This window comes from Flammeovirga sp. OC4, assembly GCF_000812565.1.
In the GTDB taxonomy this organism is placed as follows: Bacteria; Bacteroidota; Bacteroidia; order Cytophagales; family Flammeovirgaceae; genus Flammeovirga.
On sequence record NZ_JTAM01000004.1, the window covers coordinates 125,368 to 142,402 of the forward strand.

Annotated in this window: 10 protein-coding genes; 6 read left to right on the forward strand and 4 right to left on the reverse strand. The window is 35.5% G+C overall.

Features of this window, described 5'->3' with window-relative positions; all coding sequences use genetic code 11:
- Positions 1-370 precede the first annotated feature (370 nt).
- The 4 genes from PL77_RS30260 to PL77_RS04785 all read right to left on the reverse strand — a co-directional run bounded on the left by PL77_RS30260 (position 371) and on the right by PL77_RS04785 (position 10,557).
- A complete protein-coding gene (locus PL77_RS30260; RefSeq protein WP_172665799.1) occupies positions 371-4,552 on the reverse strand; it encodes a two-component regulator propeller domain-containing protein in 4,182 nt (1,393 codons plus the stop codon).
- 322 nt (positions 4,553-4,874) lie between these two features.
- The gene (locus PL77_RS04775) at positions 4,875-8,594 is read right to left on the reverse strand and encodes an ATP-binding protein (protein WP_044202273.1); all 3,720 of its coding nucleotides are present in this window, start codon (positions 8,592-8,594) and stop codon (positions 4,875-4,877) included.
- Positions 8,594-9,145: a hypothetical protein gene (locus PL77_RS04780; protein ID WP_156152241.1), complete on the reverse strand. Its 552-nt coding sequence runs from the start codon at positions 9,143-9,145 to the stop codon at positions 8,594-8,596. Before PL77_RS04780 ends, PL77_RS04775 begins: the two co-directional genes overlap by 1 nt.
- Positions 9,146-9,336: 191 nt before the next feature.
- Positions 9,337-10,557: a hypothetical protein gene (locus PL77_RS04785; RefSeq protein WP_156152242.1), complete on the reverse strand. Its 1,221-nt coding sequence runs from the start codon at positions 10,555-10,557 to the stop codon at positions 9,337-9,339.
- A 421-nt stretch (positions 10,558-10,978) separates the two neighbouring features.
- Here PL77_RS04785 and PL77_RS04790 point away from each other — a divergent pair, with 421 nt between their 5' ends.
- From PL77_RS04790 to lnt, 6 genes are all read left to right on the forward strand, one after another.
- Positions 10,979-12,196, forward strand: coding sequence for a hypothetical protein (locus tag PL77_RS04790; protein WP_156152243.1), 1,218 nt, complete (start codon positions 10,979-10,981; stop codon positions 12,194-12,196).
- 170 nt (positions 12,197-12,366) lie between these two features.
- Positions 12,367-12,522, forward strand: coding sequence for a hypothetical protein (locus PL77_RS31705; RefSeq protein ID WP_156152244.1), 156 nt, complete (start codon positions 12,367-12,369; stop codon positions 12,520-12,522).
- A gap of 426 nt (positions 12,523-12,948) precedes the next feature.
- Positions 12,949-13,920, forward strand: coding sequence for a MoxR family ATPase (locus PL77_RS04795; RefSeq protein ID WP_044202279.1), 972 nt, complete (start codon positions 12,949-12,951; stop codon positions 13,918-13,920).
- Between the two features lie 131 nt (positions 13,921-14,051).
- The gene (locus tag PL77_RS04800; protein WP_044202280.1) at positions 14,052-14,549 is read left to right on the forward strand and encodes a hypothetical protein; all 498 of its coding nucleotides are present in this window, start codon (positions 14,052-14,054) and stop codon (positions 14,547-14,549) included.
- Between the two features lie 138 nt (positions 14,550-14,687).
- The gene (rsmI, locus tag PL77_RS04805) at positions 14,688-15,410 is read left to right on the forward strand and encodes a 16S rRNA (cytidine(1402)-2'-O)-methyltransferase (protein WP_044202281.1); all 723 of its coding nucleotides are present in this window, start codon (positions 14,688-14,690) and stop codon (positions 15,408-15,410) included.
- The gene (gene lnt, locus PL77_RS04810) at positions 15,410-17,035 is read left to right on the forward strand and encodes an apolipoprotein N-acyltransferase (RefSeq protein WP_044202283.1); all 1,626 of its coding nucleotides are present in this window, start codon (positions 15,410-15,412) and stop codon (positions 17,033-17,035) included. The genes rsmI and lnt overlap by 1 nt, the downstream gene beginning before the upstream one ends.

Below are 17,035 nucleotides of genomic sequence, written 5' to 3' on the forward strand. Positions count from 1 at the left end.
AACGAAGCAAAAAAGTCAAGGCTTAGAAGTCAAAAGCTAAATTTCACTCCTTTCGCCTAAATGATTTTAAACTCGCTAAAGCTCGAACAAGAAAATCATTTTTGACGGCTCAATCCATGAAATTCTTAACGCTTTTCCCTTCAAGGCCGAGGAAAGCACTACAAAACGAATTGGGTAGAAAGTCCACTGACGCGAATGTTAAGCGATAGCGACATTCGTGTCCTGTAAATCATCAGAAATCTCCTGATTTCTAAAAAGCATAAATGTCCGAAAAGTTAGATTACGGTATTTTGCTAATCATTTTCCATAAAAAACCTCCTGCAAGCTTATATACTTACAGGAGGTTTTAGTTATAATTCTACTATATCCACTAAAAGCCAATACCCACCACGGTAATATCGTCTCTTTGTTCTTCTCCTTCTTTAAATGTTTCCAATTCTTGCTCTATATTTTTAAGCTGTTCGGTGAAATCCAACTGAGAATTTTCATTGAGCATTTCCAAGAATTTCACTCTACCAAATTTCTTACGGTCAGCCTTATTTTGATCCATATAACCATCAGATGCCAAATAGATACAATCTTCTGGAAGAATAGTCAATATGTTCTTTTCAAACTTCACATCTGATTTTCTTGATGAACCAATTGATTTTTTGGTGGTAGGATAAACGGTAATTTCTTTTTGGAAACTATCATAATGATAAAGAGGTGTTTTTGCTCCTGCGAATTCCAAGATGGTAAGTCCTCCTTGAGGTGTGAATTTACATATGATCAAATCCATTCCCGCATCTTTAAAAGAGTCATCATGACGGAAGGCATTGTAAACCTTCTCATGAAGTTGATCAAGAATGACGCTCACATCATCAATCTTTTGTTCTTTGATCAAGTTATTTAAAATCGAAGAGCCAATCATCGACATAAAACCACCCGGTACACCATGACCTGTACAATCGGCCACTACGAAGTAAATATTTTCTTTATTTTGATGTAACCAAACAAAATCACCAGAAACTAGATCTTTAGGAAGGTATAGATTGAAGATCTTATTAAAGGCCTTTCTCAACTCACGTTCAGAAGGTAGAATGGCCTTTTGGATCGTTTTAGCGTATCGAATACTATCAATCAGTTTATTATTTGTCTCTGTGATCAGATCGTTCTTTTTCAATAAAGACTCTCTCTGCATTTCTAATTCCTCATGCTGTTCTTCGAGCTTAGCATTGTTAGACATGATTTCATCATGAGCATTCTGCAAGTCTACTGTACGCTCTCTCACCAACGTTTGTAGTATCTTCTTGCTCTTCTTATAAGCGTATACTTTATACTGATAGAAGGCAATCGACAGCAATACAAATAGGAAGGCTGAAGTGATCTTAAACCAGGTTGTTTCCCACCAAGGCGGTAAGATTGTTATCTTCATTTCCTTGACCGCAGGATTAAACTGTCCATCATTATTAGATCCGCGTACCATAAAGGTATATTCGCCTGCATCAAGGTTGGTATAATTTACCCATCTGTTTTCAGCTGAAACATCAAACCAATCTTTGTCAAAACCTTGCAGTTTATAAGAGTACTTATTCTTAAGAGGAGAAGCGTAATGCAGTGCAGCAAATTCAAGCGAAAAATTCTTTTCATCATGATCCAACACCAATGCATTTGTAAGCGAAATATTTTTATTAAGTATAACATTTCCATTTACAGAGTCTCCAACATTGACAGTCCTATTGAACAGTTTAAAGTTGGTAAACACAATCGAAGGTACAATGGTATTATGCGTGATTTTCTCTGGATCAAACATCGTAATCCCATTTACACCACCAAATAATAATAATCCTTCATCAGTTTTGGCCTTTGATAAATCTTGGAATTCATTTCCTTGCAACCCATCACTTCTATCATAATTTGTTATCGCTAATGACTCCGTGTTTAATTGTGCTAAACCATCGTTTGTTGATACCCAAATATGACTATTTTCATCTTCTAGAATACCTTTAATCGTATTATTAGGCAATCCATCAGCAGTCGTAAACTTCAAAAACTTATTTTCTGCAGCTATAAACTTATTTAATCCACCTCCCATAGTGCCAATCCAAATGTCTCCATTTTTGGAAGGAAGTAAATCTAAAATATAATCTTGACTGATACTGTTTTTATCATTCACATCATTTTTGTAAACAACAACTGAAGGATTATCAGCATAAACCTGATCTTCCGGAATCATATTCAAACCGTCTGCTGTTCCCACCCAAATATTGCCAAAACTGTCCTCTTGAACACTTCTAATAATTGAACTACTCAATTGCCCATCCAATTGTTGGGTAGGTAGTTGTACCACCTCATCCAGATTTAAATTATCATTGACTTTAAACAGACCTTTACTGTAAGTTCCCACCCAGATAATACCTCTACTATCTTGAAAAAGTGTCATGATAGAGGAGAAGTCAAAATCAATTTTGTTTATTCTCTTCTCAAATGGAATCGTTTTATCACCATTTACATCAGTAACCAACAATCCAAATCGGGTCCCTAGCCAAATCTTTTTCTTACTACCACTGTTTACCTCAATGATAGAATATAACTTGGGGATATTTTTTGCTTGCTGAAATTGATTATAATCCTTTTTAGGTGGTAAATAATTCAACCCCTCTGAACCTGTTCCTACCCAAAGCCCACCTTCACTATCAATGAGCAAACCTCGGGTACTATTATCAAGTAAACTTCCTATAGTCCCTGTTTTTTTGATGTGCAAAAATGGTTTACGATAAATATCCAATTTATTTACCCCGCCTGCTATAGTACCGATCCACAAGGTCCCTTGTTTATCTTTATAAAGGCTTGAAATATCATTATTATTTAAGCTATGTTCATTATAAATGTTCTCTTGATATTTTGCCTTAAATTTTAATTTACCTTTCTTATCGTACCCTATTTCCACCAATCCATTTCGAGTCGCCACCCATAAGGTTTCTTTATTATCGGTGAATTCTAGATCATTAATACCTGCATAAAACAACACACAAAAATAAGATTTCCCTGTCTCTACATCTTTAAACTCATAGTTCAACCCAGAATTGGATCCCATCACCAGCTTCCCGTTTTTATCTTCCGTAATGACATTTACAACACCAGTTGTTTTAAATCTCTCAAAAATAAACTTTCCTTTTGACTCATCTATCAAATGATAAGCCACTTGAGCACTTGCTCCAAACCACAATTCACCCGATTTTGTCTCGTAGACACACGTCACTCTTTTTGGAAATCTATCACTCAAATTAAGCTCCATCGACTTAAACTTTCTGCTTTCTGCAGGCATATTCAAGTCCAACATATCGATCCCTCTTAAGTGAGTAATCCATAATCTGTTTTTGGCATCAATGTGTAGATCTGTCACATGATCATTACTAATACTTGTGGGATCATCCGGGTCGTGTTTATAAACTGTAAATTCCTGAGAAGCTTGATTGAGCATACTCAATCCACCTCCAGATGTACCAACCCAAAGATTGCCTTCTGCATCTTCATCAATGGCGTAAATCAAATTACTACTGATTGACTGTTTAGAAGAAGCCTGATTTCCTTTTTTGTACACTTTAAAACTATAGCCATCATACTTATTCAAACCATCATAAGTACCAAACCACATAAAACCTTGATTATCTTGAAAAATACGGGGAACTGAGTTCTGAGCAAGGCCATTTTTGGTCGTAATGTGTTCAAAAAACTTCGATGAATTAATAGCTGCTTTTTGTTTGTTCAAGCCAAACCTTTTAATCCACGGTGTCTGAACAGGTGTAACCGCAATGTTCTTGATTTCAGCATTACCTTTATCACTCGTAGAGGCTATAATTTCAACATCCTTTGCTTTATGGTTTGTGGTTACTTTAAAAATTAGAGAATACTGTTTATCCTTCGGTTCATTAATATCCACCATTAGATTATCCAGCATATCTCCTTTCAAAGCCACATACGCTTTTACATCTGGATTATGATTGATGGCATTAAATGTCAGTTGGTAATATTTATAAGGCTGAACGGGAACTTTTCTTGATGCAGACGCTTGACCTTTCATCGTCAAATGGTAATCATTTTCTTCTATATTGGTCATAACATCACCTTCTAACTGATCCCATCCACTCTCTGTAAATGTGTTGCTTTGTCTTAAATGAAAAGGAATTTCTTTTTTAGCAATGATATACTTCTTGATCAATTTCTTTTGAGAGTGATGATCTTGAGGAGATGTGAAAAAGCATTCGATATAATACCCTTTATTTTGCTGAAAACTTTTCTTTATTTGAATGGGTATAGTCGTGATATGCTTTCCTACTAAAGCATCTTGTCTTCCAAAACCTATTATTTTTTTGTCCTTATCTTTTACAGCAATGTTGATGAACTGTTTTCGTGAACTATGGTATTGTACCGGAACATAAATTTTGGCATCTATTTTAACAAGATTTGAAGGGGAAAAAAATGCTATTGAATCTTTCTTCACATCAACTTTTCTGTAGGAAGAAAAACTGAGCATAGTAAGAATAATAGTTGCGAGAGCTAATAATTTCATCCAAGTAAATTTCATTTCATTAAATAGATTAAAAAAATCTGCGTTAGTGTTTACAGGAGTGCGAAGGCACATAAATAGTGTTGTTGTAAAAAGTTATGAATTTAATTTACTAAACAGGGGAGAATTAGTTTTATTTCTCACGAATCACAATTATACCCCCCTTAATTTCAAAATTTCATCTCCCTTAAAATCATCTCTATTACAATGTCTTTGGGGTAAAGGAAAAGAACTATTTAAAAGAATAAGCTTATTTTCAACCTTCTATGTTTTCATTTATCAAAAAAAATAGCCTCTCACTTTGTTATCAGCAAGAGGCCCAATTTTATATCTCACTCACAAGCTTCACCACGCTTGCTTTGTTCGTCTTAGAATTTCTCTCCAATTTCAAAACGTGATCGTAAATCGATGGATCATTTTCGTTTGGTGAACCGAAGATCAAGCGGATATTTTTGGAGTTGGTATAATGGATCAAATCTCTTAAGTAACGATCTGATAATTTACCAACCTCATCAATCACACAGTGTACAAAGTAATCCTCTTGTTCTTTGTAAGCGTTCTCTTGGAATACGGTCAGGAGCGTAATGTAAATCATCGATTTCACCAACACATCCGTACCTTCCGAACCTACATTAGACAGTTTCTCTACCCAACCTGTATCGTTGTTGTTTTCTATTACTCTAAAGCGCAACATGAAAGTATCTTCTAATGTAATCTGCTTTTGAGCATTTTCCTTAATTACTCTACGAAGGTCTTTCAACAACTGAACAGAGTAGCGAGAATCTTTTGCTGAAGAATTGACATTCACTTTAAAAATATCGCCTTGATCTGAGAATGAAACGTTTTCATTGAGCTTGTAGATTTTCTTTAAAGTAGTCAACAGTGGTGTGTTATTCTCATTGTATTCCAATTCGATGGACTTCACTACACCCACGAAGTTACTTTTCGCAAATCCGTTGTTGATGTCTTTGACAATTTTCTTAATCAAATCAGAAGTATCTGAAAGATCTTTCACCTGACGAGCCACAGCACTGATGATTTCTCTATGCTGTTTCTCTAATTGATCCCTCATGTGTGACAATCGTTCTCCATCCAATAAACTTGGAAGGACTTTCTTTGCCAAGTAGATAAATTCTTGTAAAGTCGATTGAGCAAAGAGTGCAGGAATCTTCAGGTGATTGTCTCTTCTGAAGACACCTGTAAAGATTTGTCCTTTTGATTTGAAGGTAGAAACCAAACGTGCTTTTTCTTTTAATGACTTTCTCAATTCTGTCAATAAGAAAGATAAATCGCTGTCGTTGATTTCTGCTTCGTTAAGGTTTTCTACGCCTTCATCAAAGTATTTTTGAAGACGCTCATAGGCTTGTTCATCTTCTTCTCTTGCTGCTTTGAATTGCTTTAATAGATGATTGGAATGATCTTTTGTTCTGCGGTAAGCATCTCTTTTATCGTCCAAGTAGTTGAGTTGTTCTTCGTATTCCTCAACTGCTTTGTCGTATTCTTCCTTGAGTTTTTCAAGCTCTCTGTCTTGGAATTTCTTTCTGCTTCTGGTCTCCTCCGCTTTGTCCAAGTAGTACGTTTTATCTTTTTCGTACCCTCTTTTTACAATTTGAGCTTCCTCTACCTGCTTCAGTTTGTGATTAAGAATCGTGATTTCTTCCTCAACCTCTGCTAACTTATCCGTATCAATCCCTTTCTCTTCCAATAAACCTTTACGTTCTTCTTCAAGTGCAGTGATACGTTTGTCATGATCACCTTGGTAAGACGACCACTCTTTCTCTAGTTTTGCGAGCTTTCCATCAATCTCTTCTTTTAAGGTATTGATTTTCGAATTGAAAATATCAGAAATCTCACGTTCTTGTGCCCAACGATCATCTTTTAAATCTGCTAGTTTTCCTTCTACAGACTCACAAGATTCTTGTGCAATTCTCAGTTTTCTTCTTAGATCTACTAAAGCTTCCTCCTTTAAAGTATTGCCTTTTTCGATAATAGAAGCTTCCTGTTCTCTTGCCTCTTTCAGTTCTTTTTCTTGATTAACAATTTCTGAAGAAAGGTCTGAAAGGGTTTGCTCAAGGTTTGAAAGTTTCTTACTGTAGTTGCCTAAGAGTTTTTCTACCTTTTTATCAATCACCTCATCCAATTCCGCTAAATCACTTTCAGCTTTCGCTAATGCTTCTTTTTTAGCTTCATAAGTGGATGAGATATGATCGGTAGCTGTCACTTTTGAAGTCAGTGAAGCAATATCCAATTTTACTCCATAGAAAGATTCGCCTTCTAATAAAGACGGCTCCAAATCTTTTCTGGAAAGCAATTCTTCATCACAAACCTTACCGATATTTTCCGCCCAATCTGATTTATTTTGATCTAAGAATTCACGGAATGTCCCTTCATAATTCTCTTGACGGACTTTCCATTCTTCCACCTCATCAGAAGCAATTTTCACCTGACGTTCCAATTCGATTTGCTGATTTCTCGCTTCATTACGGATAATCTGCTCTTCTAATCGCTTACGTTCTTTGGTGTTTTTGATCATGTTTTCCGTCTCTACCAAAGTATGTTTATTTTCTTTGATAGAAGATGAAAGTTTAAATCTTAAGGTATTATTTTCTACTAAAAGGTTCTTCGAGAAGTCTTTCTCTTGCTCCATTTCTAAAGCAACATCCGCTCTCGTTTTCGCTTCTTTTAGCTGATCTAATTCTGTTCTGTATTCTCCTTCCTGCGTAAAGAACTTGGTTCTTACTTCCTCTAACTTCTCTTGCTTTTCGCTTTGAAGTTTTTCTTTTTGAAGGTGTAATTGTTCTTTGAGTAATTGCTTCTGCTCATTGAACTCTCCTTTTCTTGATGTGTACTTCTGCTCTAGTGAAGCTTTTTGATCAGAAATCAAGCGTTCCACTTCCGCCGTTTTTGCCACCAACATTTGTTTGATCTCCTGCTGATAAATCAACTGATCTTTCAAACGTGGTTCTTCCGCCACCAAATCAACTACTTGCTCAATTGAGAATGTTTCCCCACCGATATTGATGGATTCATATTCCTTCTCTCTTCTTTCAATCTCCTTTAAGGTCGCTTTAATCTCCCCTAATTCTTGATTGACTTCAGCCGTTTTCTCTTGATAGTTGGTTTCTGCTTTCTCATACTTCGCCTTCATTTCATTTTCCTCTTTCTGCATTTCTGCTAAGAGTTTTTCACTGTCGGCTAAGTGTTTTTCAGCTAAAGCAACTCCACCACCAATTTGCTTTGCAAGGCGTTGTTGATAATCTTGTTGTTGGGTGATTTCAGCTTCCAATGAAACGATTTCCTCGGCATTACCTTTATTTCTTTCGAAGTCTTCAAAATCGGTTAACTGATCATCAAACTCATGAATGAAATTGGCAATAGTCTCCAGAGAAATGGGTTGCATTTCATAATCTGCCGAGGCCGCTTCACCAATTGCTCTTTTGATGTAATCCGACTTTAAGCCAGAACTTCTAAAGATGTTGGTAATTGCCTTCGGAATACCTTCTACGTGATGACTTTTTACACCTGCTGAAGGTTTCAATAAACTGAATTGTGTATTGTATTTACTTACACCATAGATCACTTTTCTTAAATCCGCAAACCTTCTGATCTCATCTGAGAAAGGAATTTCTGCTTTTTTTAAGTTCTCAATGACCTCATCGTGCGTACATGCTTTTCGGTCTTTGATAAATAGATCTTTGTTGTAAGAAGCGTCTATAAATCGGAATCTCAAACGACCTCCAGATTTATACACGGTCAATAAATGCTTTCCTCTTGGTGTCTGAATTTCATAAATCAAACGTGCATTGAGGTCCTGAAAATAATATTCAGAGAAAGACATTTGCTGTTCTTTGATCCCCAACTCCCTTTTCTCAGAAGTGGCGTGATAAAAGAATAAAACGGCTCTTAATGCTGTTGTTTTACCGAAACCATTGGATCCCACAAAGTGAACATTTCCTCCAAGATCCACTTCAGCATAATCAAAACCCGCACTTTTAATCAGGACGAGTTTATTTAAATATCTTTTAGGTGATTGTCTTGTATTCATTATTCGTTAGTTGGATCAATGTCTATTAAATCAACAATATCTTTTAGGTAGTTGTAAGAAGATAAAACGATATACCCTTCGTTTTCATCATCCTCACACTCCATAAAACCCTGCCTTTTCATTTCGTCTACAAGGTCTCTTACTTTATCATGTGTAGAGATCGATTTGTCTGAAGCAAAACGTTGAAGCTGATCATTCAAGTCGGTTTCAACATTGCATTTATGTACAATATCTTTGACATAAAAACGCATTCCTTCTCCAAATCCAGGAGCGAAAGTTGCGAAAAATGCCAATCGATCAATGTATTTATAGAAACGTTCGATTTTCTCTTCGATCGTCTGTCGACCACCTTCACGAGAAAAATAGAAGTAATTATTTCCTTTCTTTAGGTGAAACCCTAATGGGGCATAGACGCTTTCGAATGCAGAAAAATATTCTTCTACTTCATCGTATAATTTCCTGAATTCCGGTCTTATGGTATTAGCACTCAAAAATTGTCCTCGACTGAGCATCTCAAATACTCGACGGGTACTATTATGATCTATATTCATGCTGTTTGTTATTTCTTTTCTTTAGTAAACTGTTGTTTCGTGCACCATGACTGAAGTCATGGGCTTGTGATACTGACTCCAACAACACTAAAGTGTTATTTCCGCTTTTAAACCTCAAGACTTCAGTCTTGATAGGTTTACATATCACCTGCCCATAGTTTTAACTATGGTGCACAAACCACATTTTTCATTTACTTTTGCTCAGCTACTTTAGGACGAATAAAAGCAAACTGTTTTCCATTCAGTTCGATTTGTTTGGCATCATCAAATGGGTTTTTCGGTAATCCAAAATCCATTTCATCTTCAAAAATCAATGCCACCTGACAGTAAATTTTGATCAGTTGATCTTCTGTCATTTCGTATCCATAATCATATTCTTTCACAAAGTGGAATAAGTCTTTGTCCTGCAAGAAGAATGCTCTTTTCAGCTTTCCAAAGTCGATATGCAACATTTTCTGCTGTTGAGGATCTAGTAAATCCCCATCGATATCCAACTCCGCTTGCAATTGCATTCTCATTTTGTGCTGACGACGAATCGCAACTCTTTCAATAATATCCAACCCTTCATCACCTCTGAGGTAATCCAAATCCAACATAGTCTGAAAACGTAATTGCGTGTCGAAGAACAAAGCACTCTCATGCGTGAAAACCTCCTCCACATTGGTACGCACTTCCAACTCATACAAATCTCTGTATTTCTTGAGTTGTAAGATCTTTTTATGTTGACGATCAAGCTCCGCAATCTGATTGATAAAGCGGACAATTTCCTGGCGTAAAGCAATCAAGTTATGACGTGCCATGGTCAGGTGATTTCCTCTTAGTTCATTGACGATGGTACGAAGCCCTTCATCTTGAACGACTCTGAAGAATGGATTTTCAAGCAATTCCTCAGCGTTTTGAATCAATTGTAAAAGCTTTTCCGCTTGTTCGTTGTGGTCTTCAATTTTTACTTTTTTGAGTTCGATTGAAGATGCCGTTTTATATTCTTGTTTTACTAAAGCACTAAGCGTGGCTGCATTCTTACGAATTACCCTCCCAATACTGTTCAGGTTTCGCTTTACTCTATTTAAATAACGCTCTCTCTCCTTACTATCTTCATCAATTTCATAAAGGTAAATCGTCTTCTTCAAGATTCTGATACTCTCATCAATCTCAAAATTTCGGATATCCTCATTGATCTCCAGAAAATCCTCTACAAAATTGAGTAGACGTTCGTCTAAACGTGCCGGTTCCCCTTCCTGCAAAGAGATGATTCCTCTTGCATTGGCCTGCAAGATTTCCTTTTCCTTACCATCAGCTATCTCCGTGAGTTCATCAAAAGAAGCACTCTTCTTCTTAAAAAGATGATTGATCACTTTTCGATGCCTGTAAAGTTCCCTTATTAGTTCATCAGCTGTCTGTATATCTGCCACTTATCGTTGGTTTTGAATAATGATGAATTCAATTCATCAACTGTAACCTTGTCACTCAAACTTGATGAAATAATATTTTCATCGAGCAAGGTTTTAATTAATAAAGATGGAAGAAGTTATGCAAATAAATCAGTACTTTTTCTTTTAGATAGTTTATCAAAAAAAATTAATAAGTCAAGCTATCTCATTACTCTTCCCTTCAAATAATGATGTATTTACATTAGTTATTTAAATCAAACTCTCTATGGTTAAATGAATTAAAAGTTTGATAACAAACAGAAACACCCTCTTTATTCATCAATAAAAATATTCATTTTTATACTACAAATTTACTAAAACAAGAGAGTAAATACCTCATAAATTTAATTGATTGGCAATCTATTAACGTACCTAATAATTTATTAATTCTACAATTAAAGAAATGAAAACGACAAAACTGTCTATGATCATCGCGGTGATTCTTTTCACTGTTGGATGTAACAAAGAAAACGATCAACTCATCCCTCAAGAACATATCAAAAACATTGACCTGAGTTATGCTTCAAGCATCTTTATTGGTCCTAATGTGGTGGATACTGAAAATAGAAAAAGATTGTATAAGGTGACCAATGAAAATGAAATCGACACGGTGACTTATACCAATAATTTTGATGAAATCTATACACCTAAATGGGTTCCAACTGATATTGTAAAAATCAATGACAACCTGCTTTATTTAGGTTTCCAAGGGGTAGAAAACTATATTTTAGATACAAGAAGTGGAAATACCGTTCCTATGACATCTGCACCTCCCGTATCAGGTAAGTTTTTATCTAGTGAACAATTTATTCCTACGAGTCGAGGATTGATTTACCTTGGTAACGACAGTAATTTATACAGTATCATAGTGAATGAAAGTACATTGACAGAAATGCCTATTTCAACTGCACATGATGGATCGATAACTAGATTTGCAGCCGACCCTAAGGGTAATATTCTTTATGCTGCTGATGTGGATAATTTTATTGAAATTCATCTTCAGACTACCAATTCATCAAAGAAAATTGACACCATCAATAAGGTGGGGCATACTACACTTTGGAATGGTATAAAGGAGAATGAATTATTTTACTATAAACCTACTGACAATGAAGAAGAAACGAATGTTCAGTTAGTAGATACGGATCAACAAACTTCAAGAAATTATGGAAATAACCGCTTTATACTTTCTTGTGGATTGTCAAATATCATGACATTTGACAGCAAGGTAATGGGTATTGGCTGTAATGAAATCTATGAGCTTGTTAATACAGAAGAGAGTGAAGAAGTTTTGATTACTCCATTGAGAGATTTCAATATCATCAATAACCAAACTGCCGATAAATCCCAAGATCACATGGTGATTGCAGGTATCAATACTACTGGTAATCCTCAGTTGCTTAAGATCGATCCAGTTGATTATTCATCACAACATATCATGCAGTTTGAAGGTCTTACTGTTTATGAAATTTCTTCCAATTCCTTTGGCGAAAGTATTTTCTGGGGTACTTTCCAACATAATGGAAAAACTGCAGTTGGTCATTTACACAATGATGGGACCTATACAATCCTTGAACAAAATATTGATGGGACCATTGATGGAATAGGTAAAATGAACTAATCTTTATTCCTCTTCCCTCCTCATAAAAACCTTCAGTAAATCGTTCTTACTGAAGGTTTTTTATTTTACTGACCACAATCATTAACATTTATTGATAGTTATCATCAACTAAAGTGTATAAAATACGCATATTTGATTATAATAATTAAAACTTATCAATATTTGACAAAATGAAATCGCATAAATTATATGCTTTCTTTGTTCTTATCATTGTTGTTACCCTGTTAGGCCTTTCAAATCTTACGAACAACAAGGATGATCAAAAAGAAATCAAAGAAGTAAAGACAGAACATACGAGTAGTGGGGTGCATAATGCACAAGAGTAAACACAATTATCAAAGAGTATATACTAATAATATGCTCAGAAATAACTTAGCTATAAAACCAATAGTTTCGATTTTTTCTTAAACTCAAGCCTGAGAATTTGAACTATCATAAATTCTGTCATCAGCATATGCTAACAACAAACTATCAGTGCTTGAGTACTGAAATGAGGTGGTCTTTTTTAAGACGACCTCTTTTCATATAAGACTAATAAGACGATTTGGTAAATTTGATCGTAATCAAGAAATTCAAAATAGTATTTCAGTAGTGAAGCTGTTAGCAAAAGTTAAATTTTGTTTAGGCGCAAATGAATATCAACAATAATTCATTTGAGGGTGTAAATTGCATATCTGTACATAGTGAGCATTTTATCTATTATGCTTGGTATGGCAGTATTAAACAAAGAAAAGTTTTTGTAAGCAAATAATATGGCAGATCATAAAGTACTTCATGACAAAATCCATGAAGTGATTACAGAAGTAGGAAAAGTAGTCGTAGGTCAAGACTACATGGTTAATAGATTATTAGTTGGACTTTTTACAAATGGTCACGTCCTTTTAGAAGGTGTACCTGGTTTGGCAAAGACCCTTACAGTAAACACTTTGTCTAACGTGTTGGATTTAGACTTCCAACGTATTCAGTTTACGCCTGACCTATTACCTTCAGATTTGATTGGTACAATGATCTACAATCAAAGAGAAGGAAAATTTGAAGTAAAGAAAGGCCCTGTATTCTCTAACTTAGTATTAGCGGATGAGGTGAACCGTTCTCCTGCAAAAGTACAAGCGGCTCTTTTAGAGGCCATGCAAGAAAAGCAAGTAACGATTGGTGAGACTACATTTAAGTTAGACCGCCCGTTCTTGGTATTGGCCACTCAAAACCCGGTAGAACAAGAAGGTACTTACCCTCTTCCTGAAGCACAAGTTGACCGTTTCATGTTGAAGGTATATATCAACTACCCTCGTAAAGAAGACGAATTAGAAGTGATGAGAAGAATGTCGAATCAATCATTTGATGATTCAGTTCGTTCTATCTTATCGAAAGAAGATATTTTCGCTATCCGTGATGCGATTAATGATGTGAAAGTTAGTGAAAGCTTGGAACAATATATTATTGACCTTGTTTTTGCGACACGTTTCCCTAAAGATTACGGATTGAATGAGGAAGCACAATACATTCAGTTTGGTGTTTCTCCTCGTGCCTCTATCAACCTGCACAGAGCAGCAAAAGCAATTGCATTCTTCGATGGCAGAGACTATGTTCTTCCAGAAGATATCAAAGAAATTGCTTATGATGTATTGAACCACCGTATCATTCTTAACTATGAAGCGGAAGCAGATGAAGTGAGTACAAAACAAGTTATTGATGCGATCTTGAATAAAGTGAAGATCAGTAAGTAGTTTTTATATTTTCTCAAAAAGGAAAGCCAAAACATTGAATATTTATCGTGTTTTGGCTTTTTTATTTTCTAAAGCCAACGAAATATTTAAGCTATAATTCCACAATAAACTTTAGAAACATAAGCTATTGAATGAAAAAAATTATCACTCTTAGAGTAAATAATATATTACTCTTTATTGTATTACTGAATTGTATCGCATGCAATGAAGAAAAGAAGGAAACGATTAATAATGATATTCCCACCTTATCTAAAATTATAAACCTGCCTGTTGTTCCCAATAGTGCAATTTGGGAGGTCAATTCAAAATCAAATGCAGATGGTTTTGTTCCTGGCCCTACAGATTATCAACTCTACTGTATTTTGGATTATGATTCCACTCAAATCCAAAAACTAATGCAGGTACTTAAAAATCGTGATGACTTAAGTAAAGCAAAATTTCTGAATAAGAAGTTTATCAAGAAGTGGTACCCTACTTCAGTCGAAGAACAGTTTTACAGCGATGGTAATTATTTAAAATTGAAGTCAAAGGTCTATCAGGGACAACCTTTTTATAAAGGTGCCTACCACAATGGTTTTTTCTTTGTGACTTATGATCATAAGGTTTTTGTTTACTTATATACAATGTGATTTTTATTACAACAGACATCAAAGAAAAGTTTCAGAGGCTATATCATGATAATTGATATAGCTTTTTTTATAAACTTACCTCAATAAGACATGATCGGTCACGGCATATTATTATCTTTGTTTCGATAAAAAAGAATTATGGAAGAGACATCATTATATATAGTTCCTACACCTATCGGGAACCTTGAAGATATAACAGCAAGAGCATTACGTATACTGAATGAAGTGGATACGATTCTTGCGGAAGACACTCGTAATACGGGTAAATTATTGAAACATTTTGACATCAAAAGTAATTTACAAAGTCATCATGCTTTCAATGAACATAAAACCGTTGAAGGATTACTTCAACGTCTTCAGAAAGGCGAAAAAATTGCATTAGTTTCAGATGCAGGAACACCTGTCATTTCTGATCCAGGGTATATCTTGGTAAGAGCTTGTGGAGAAACGGGGATTAAAGTGGAAACACTTCCTGGAGCCACTGCTTTTGTACCAGCTTTAGTGAATTCTGGTTTGCCGGCTGATCGTTTTACATTTGAAGGTTTCCTTCCACATAAAAAAGGAAGACAAACTAAAATCAAAGAGTTAGAAGAGGAACAACGTACAATGGTGTTTTATGAATCTCCTCACCGTTTAGTCAAGTTCTTAGAACAATTGGCGGAAGCATGGGGAGGAGAGAGACGTGCTAGTGTTTCTAGAGAGTTGTCAAAATTTCATGAGGAAACGATGAGAGGAACTCTTGAGGAATTAGCACAGTATTATACAGAACATCCTCCAAAAGGCGAGATTGTTGCAGTGGTTGAAGGAAAGAAAATAGAAAAAAAACCTAAAGGCAATAAGTATAAATACAAAGATCAATAATGAGGAAATTTATCTACGACTTTATAACAACAAACAGTGAGAAGAAGTGGTATCCATGGCTTCTAGCTTTGCTTAGTGGCACCTTCTTGGGGCTTTCATGGCATGGATTCCTTCCTTTGGTGTTTATTGGGTTTGTGCCTTTGCTAGAAATTGAAAGAGTGATTTCCCTTGACAGCAAGCGTTTCAAAGGGTGGAGAATTTACGGCTTTGCATTCCTAGCCTTTTTCACTTTCAACTTTGTAGGATACTGGTGGCTTTGGTACGCCTCTAAATGGGCTACTTTTGGTGCTTGGGGAGCAAATGCTGCTTTGATGGCATTACCATTTTTAGCCTTTTATCATACCAAAAGAATTTCTCAAGGGAAATTTCATCATCTTGATTTTGTCTGTTGGTGGATCGCCTTTGAATATGTGCACATGTTCTGGGAATTCTCATGGCCTTGGTTAAATATCGGTAATGTACTGAGTTTTACACCTTCTTTAGCTCAATGGTACGAGTATACAGGTACTTTTGGTGGCACACTTTGGATCACACTGATCAATATCTATTTCTTTAGTTTTATGGTCAATGGAAAGAAAATTGTTTCCATTTTCTTTTACTTATTGATACCTATCTCAACTTCTTTATATATGTATTATAATTATGAAGAAGTAGGAGAAGAAATTGAAGTCGCTGTCGTACAACCTAACATTGATTGTTACTCAGAAAAGTTTAGGTATAATGCCAGAACGGGAGAGCAAAATACTAAAACGTACATTCCTCCTCAGGAACAAGTACAACGTATGATTGAACTTACTGAAAAGGCAATCACACCTAATACAAAATTTGTATTCTGGCCTGAAACTTCTATCAGTAACAATATTGACGAAGACCGCCCTCAAAGAAGCCCTGATTTATTAGTGATCAAAAAGATGATGATGAGGCACCCTAATACTACCTTAGTTTCCGGTGCTGACACTTACAAAATCTACGGTGATACGTCTTTGACTTCTACTTCAAGACATTCACAAAATATAGGTTATTATGATGTTTTCAATACAGCAGTCAGAGTAAAAGATAACGAACCTTTCTCTTTCTATCATAAATCACAATTGGTCATTGGTGTAGAAACAATTCCATTCCCAAAAATTCTAAAAGCCATTATTCTCAACTTCGGAGGCAGTTCAGGTGGATTAGGAAGACAAGAGGAAAGAGAAGTTTTTGCCAATGGTGACATCAATGTGGGGCCTATTATTTGCTATGAATCTGTCTATGGTGAATATGTGACAGAGTATATTAAAAAAGGAGCTGATTTTCTTACCGTGGTTACTAACGACGGCTGGTGGGATGATACTCCAGGCCATACACAACACCTTGCTTTTTCATCACTAAGAGCTATAGAAACACGTAAAGATATTGCAAGGTCTGCCAATACAGGTATCTCTTGTTTTATCAATCAAAAAGGAGATATTCTTAAGCCTATTACCTATGGTGAAATGGGTGCTGAAATTGGAAAAGTGAGAATCAATAAGGAAGAAACTTTCTATACATTATACGGTGATTATATTGCAAGAGTGGCAAGCGTATTAGCGGTTACAATGCTTCTTGTAGGATGGTCACGAAGAAAAAACGCTTTACCTATTTAA

Excerpts from the sequence above, each read along its gene's own strand:
- PL77_RS04790 (WP_156152243.1), top strand. The coding sequence starts at position 10,979 with ATGAAAACGACAAAACTGTCTATGATCATCGCGGTGATTCTTTTCACT.
- PL77_RS04800 (WP_044202280.1), top strand. The coding sequence starts at position 14,052 with ATGAAAAAAATTATCACTCTTAGAGTAAATAATATATTACTCTTTATT.
- lnt (WP_044202283.1), top strand. The coding sequence starts at position 15,410 with ATGAGGAAATTTATCTACGACTTTATAACAACAAACAGTGAGAAGAAG.
- PL77_RS04780 (WP_156152241.1), bottom strand. The coding sequence starts at position 9,145 with ATGAATATAGATCATAATAGTACCCGTCGAGTATTTGAGATGCTCAGT.
- PL77_RS31705 (WP_156152244.1), top strand. The coding sequence starts at position 12,367 with ATGAAATCGCATAAATTATATGCTTTCTTTGTTCTTATCATTGTTGTT.
- PL77_RS30260 (WP_172665799.1), bottom strand. The coding sequence starts at position 4,552 with ATGAAATTATTAGCTCTCGCAACTATTATTCTTACTATGCTCAGTTTT.
- rsmI (WP_044202281.1), top strand. The coding sequence starts at position 14,688 with ATGGAAGAGACATCATTATATATAGTTCCTACACCTATCGGGAACCTT.
- PL77_RS04775 (WP_044202273.1), bottom strand. The coding sequence starts at position 8,594 with ATGAATACAAGACAATCACCTAAAAGATATTTAAATAAACTCGTCCTG.
- PL77_RS04795 (WP_044202279.1), top strand. The coding sequence starts at position 12,949 with ATGGCAGATCATAAAGTACTTCATGACAAAATCCATGAAGTGATTACA.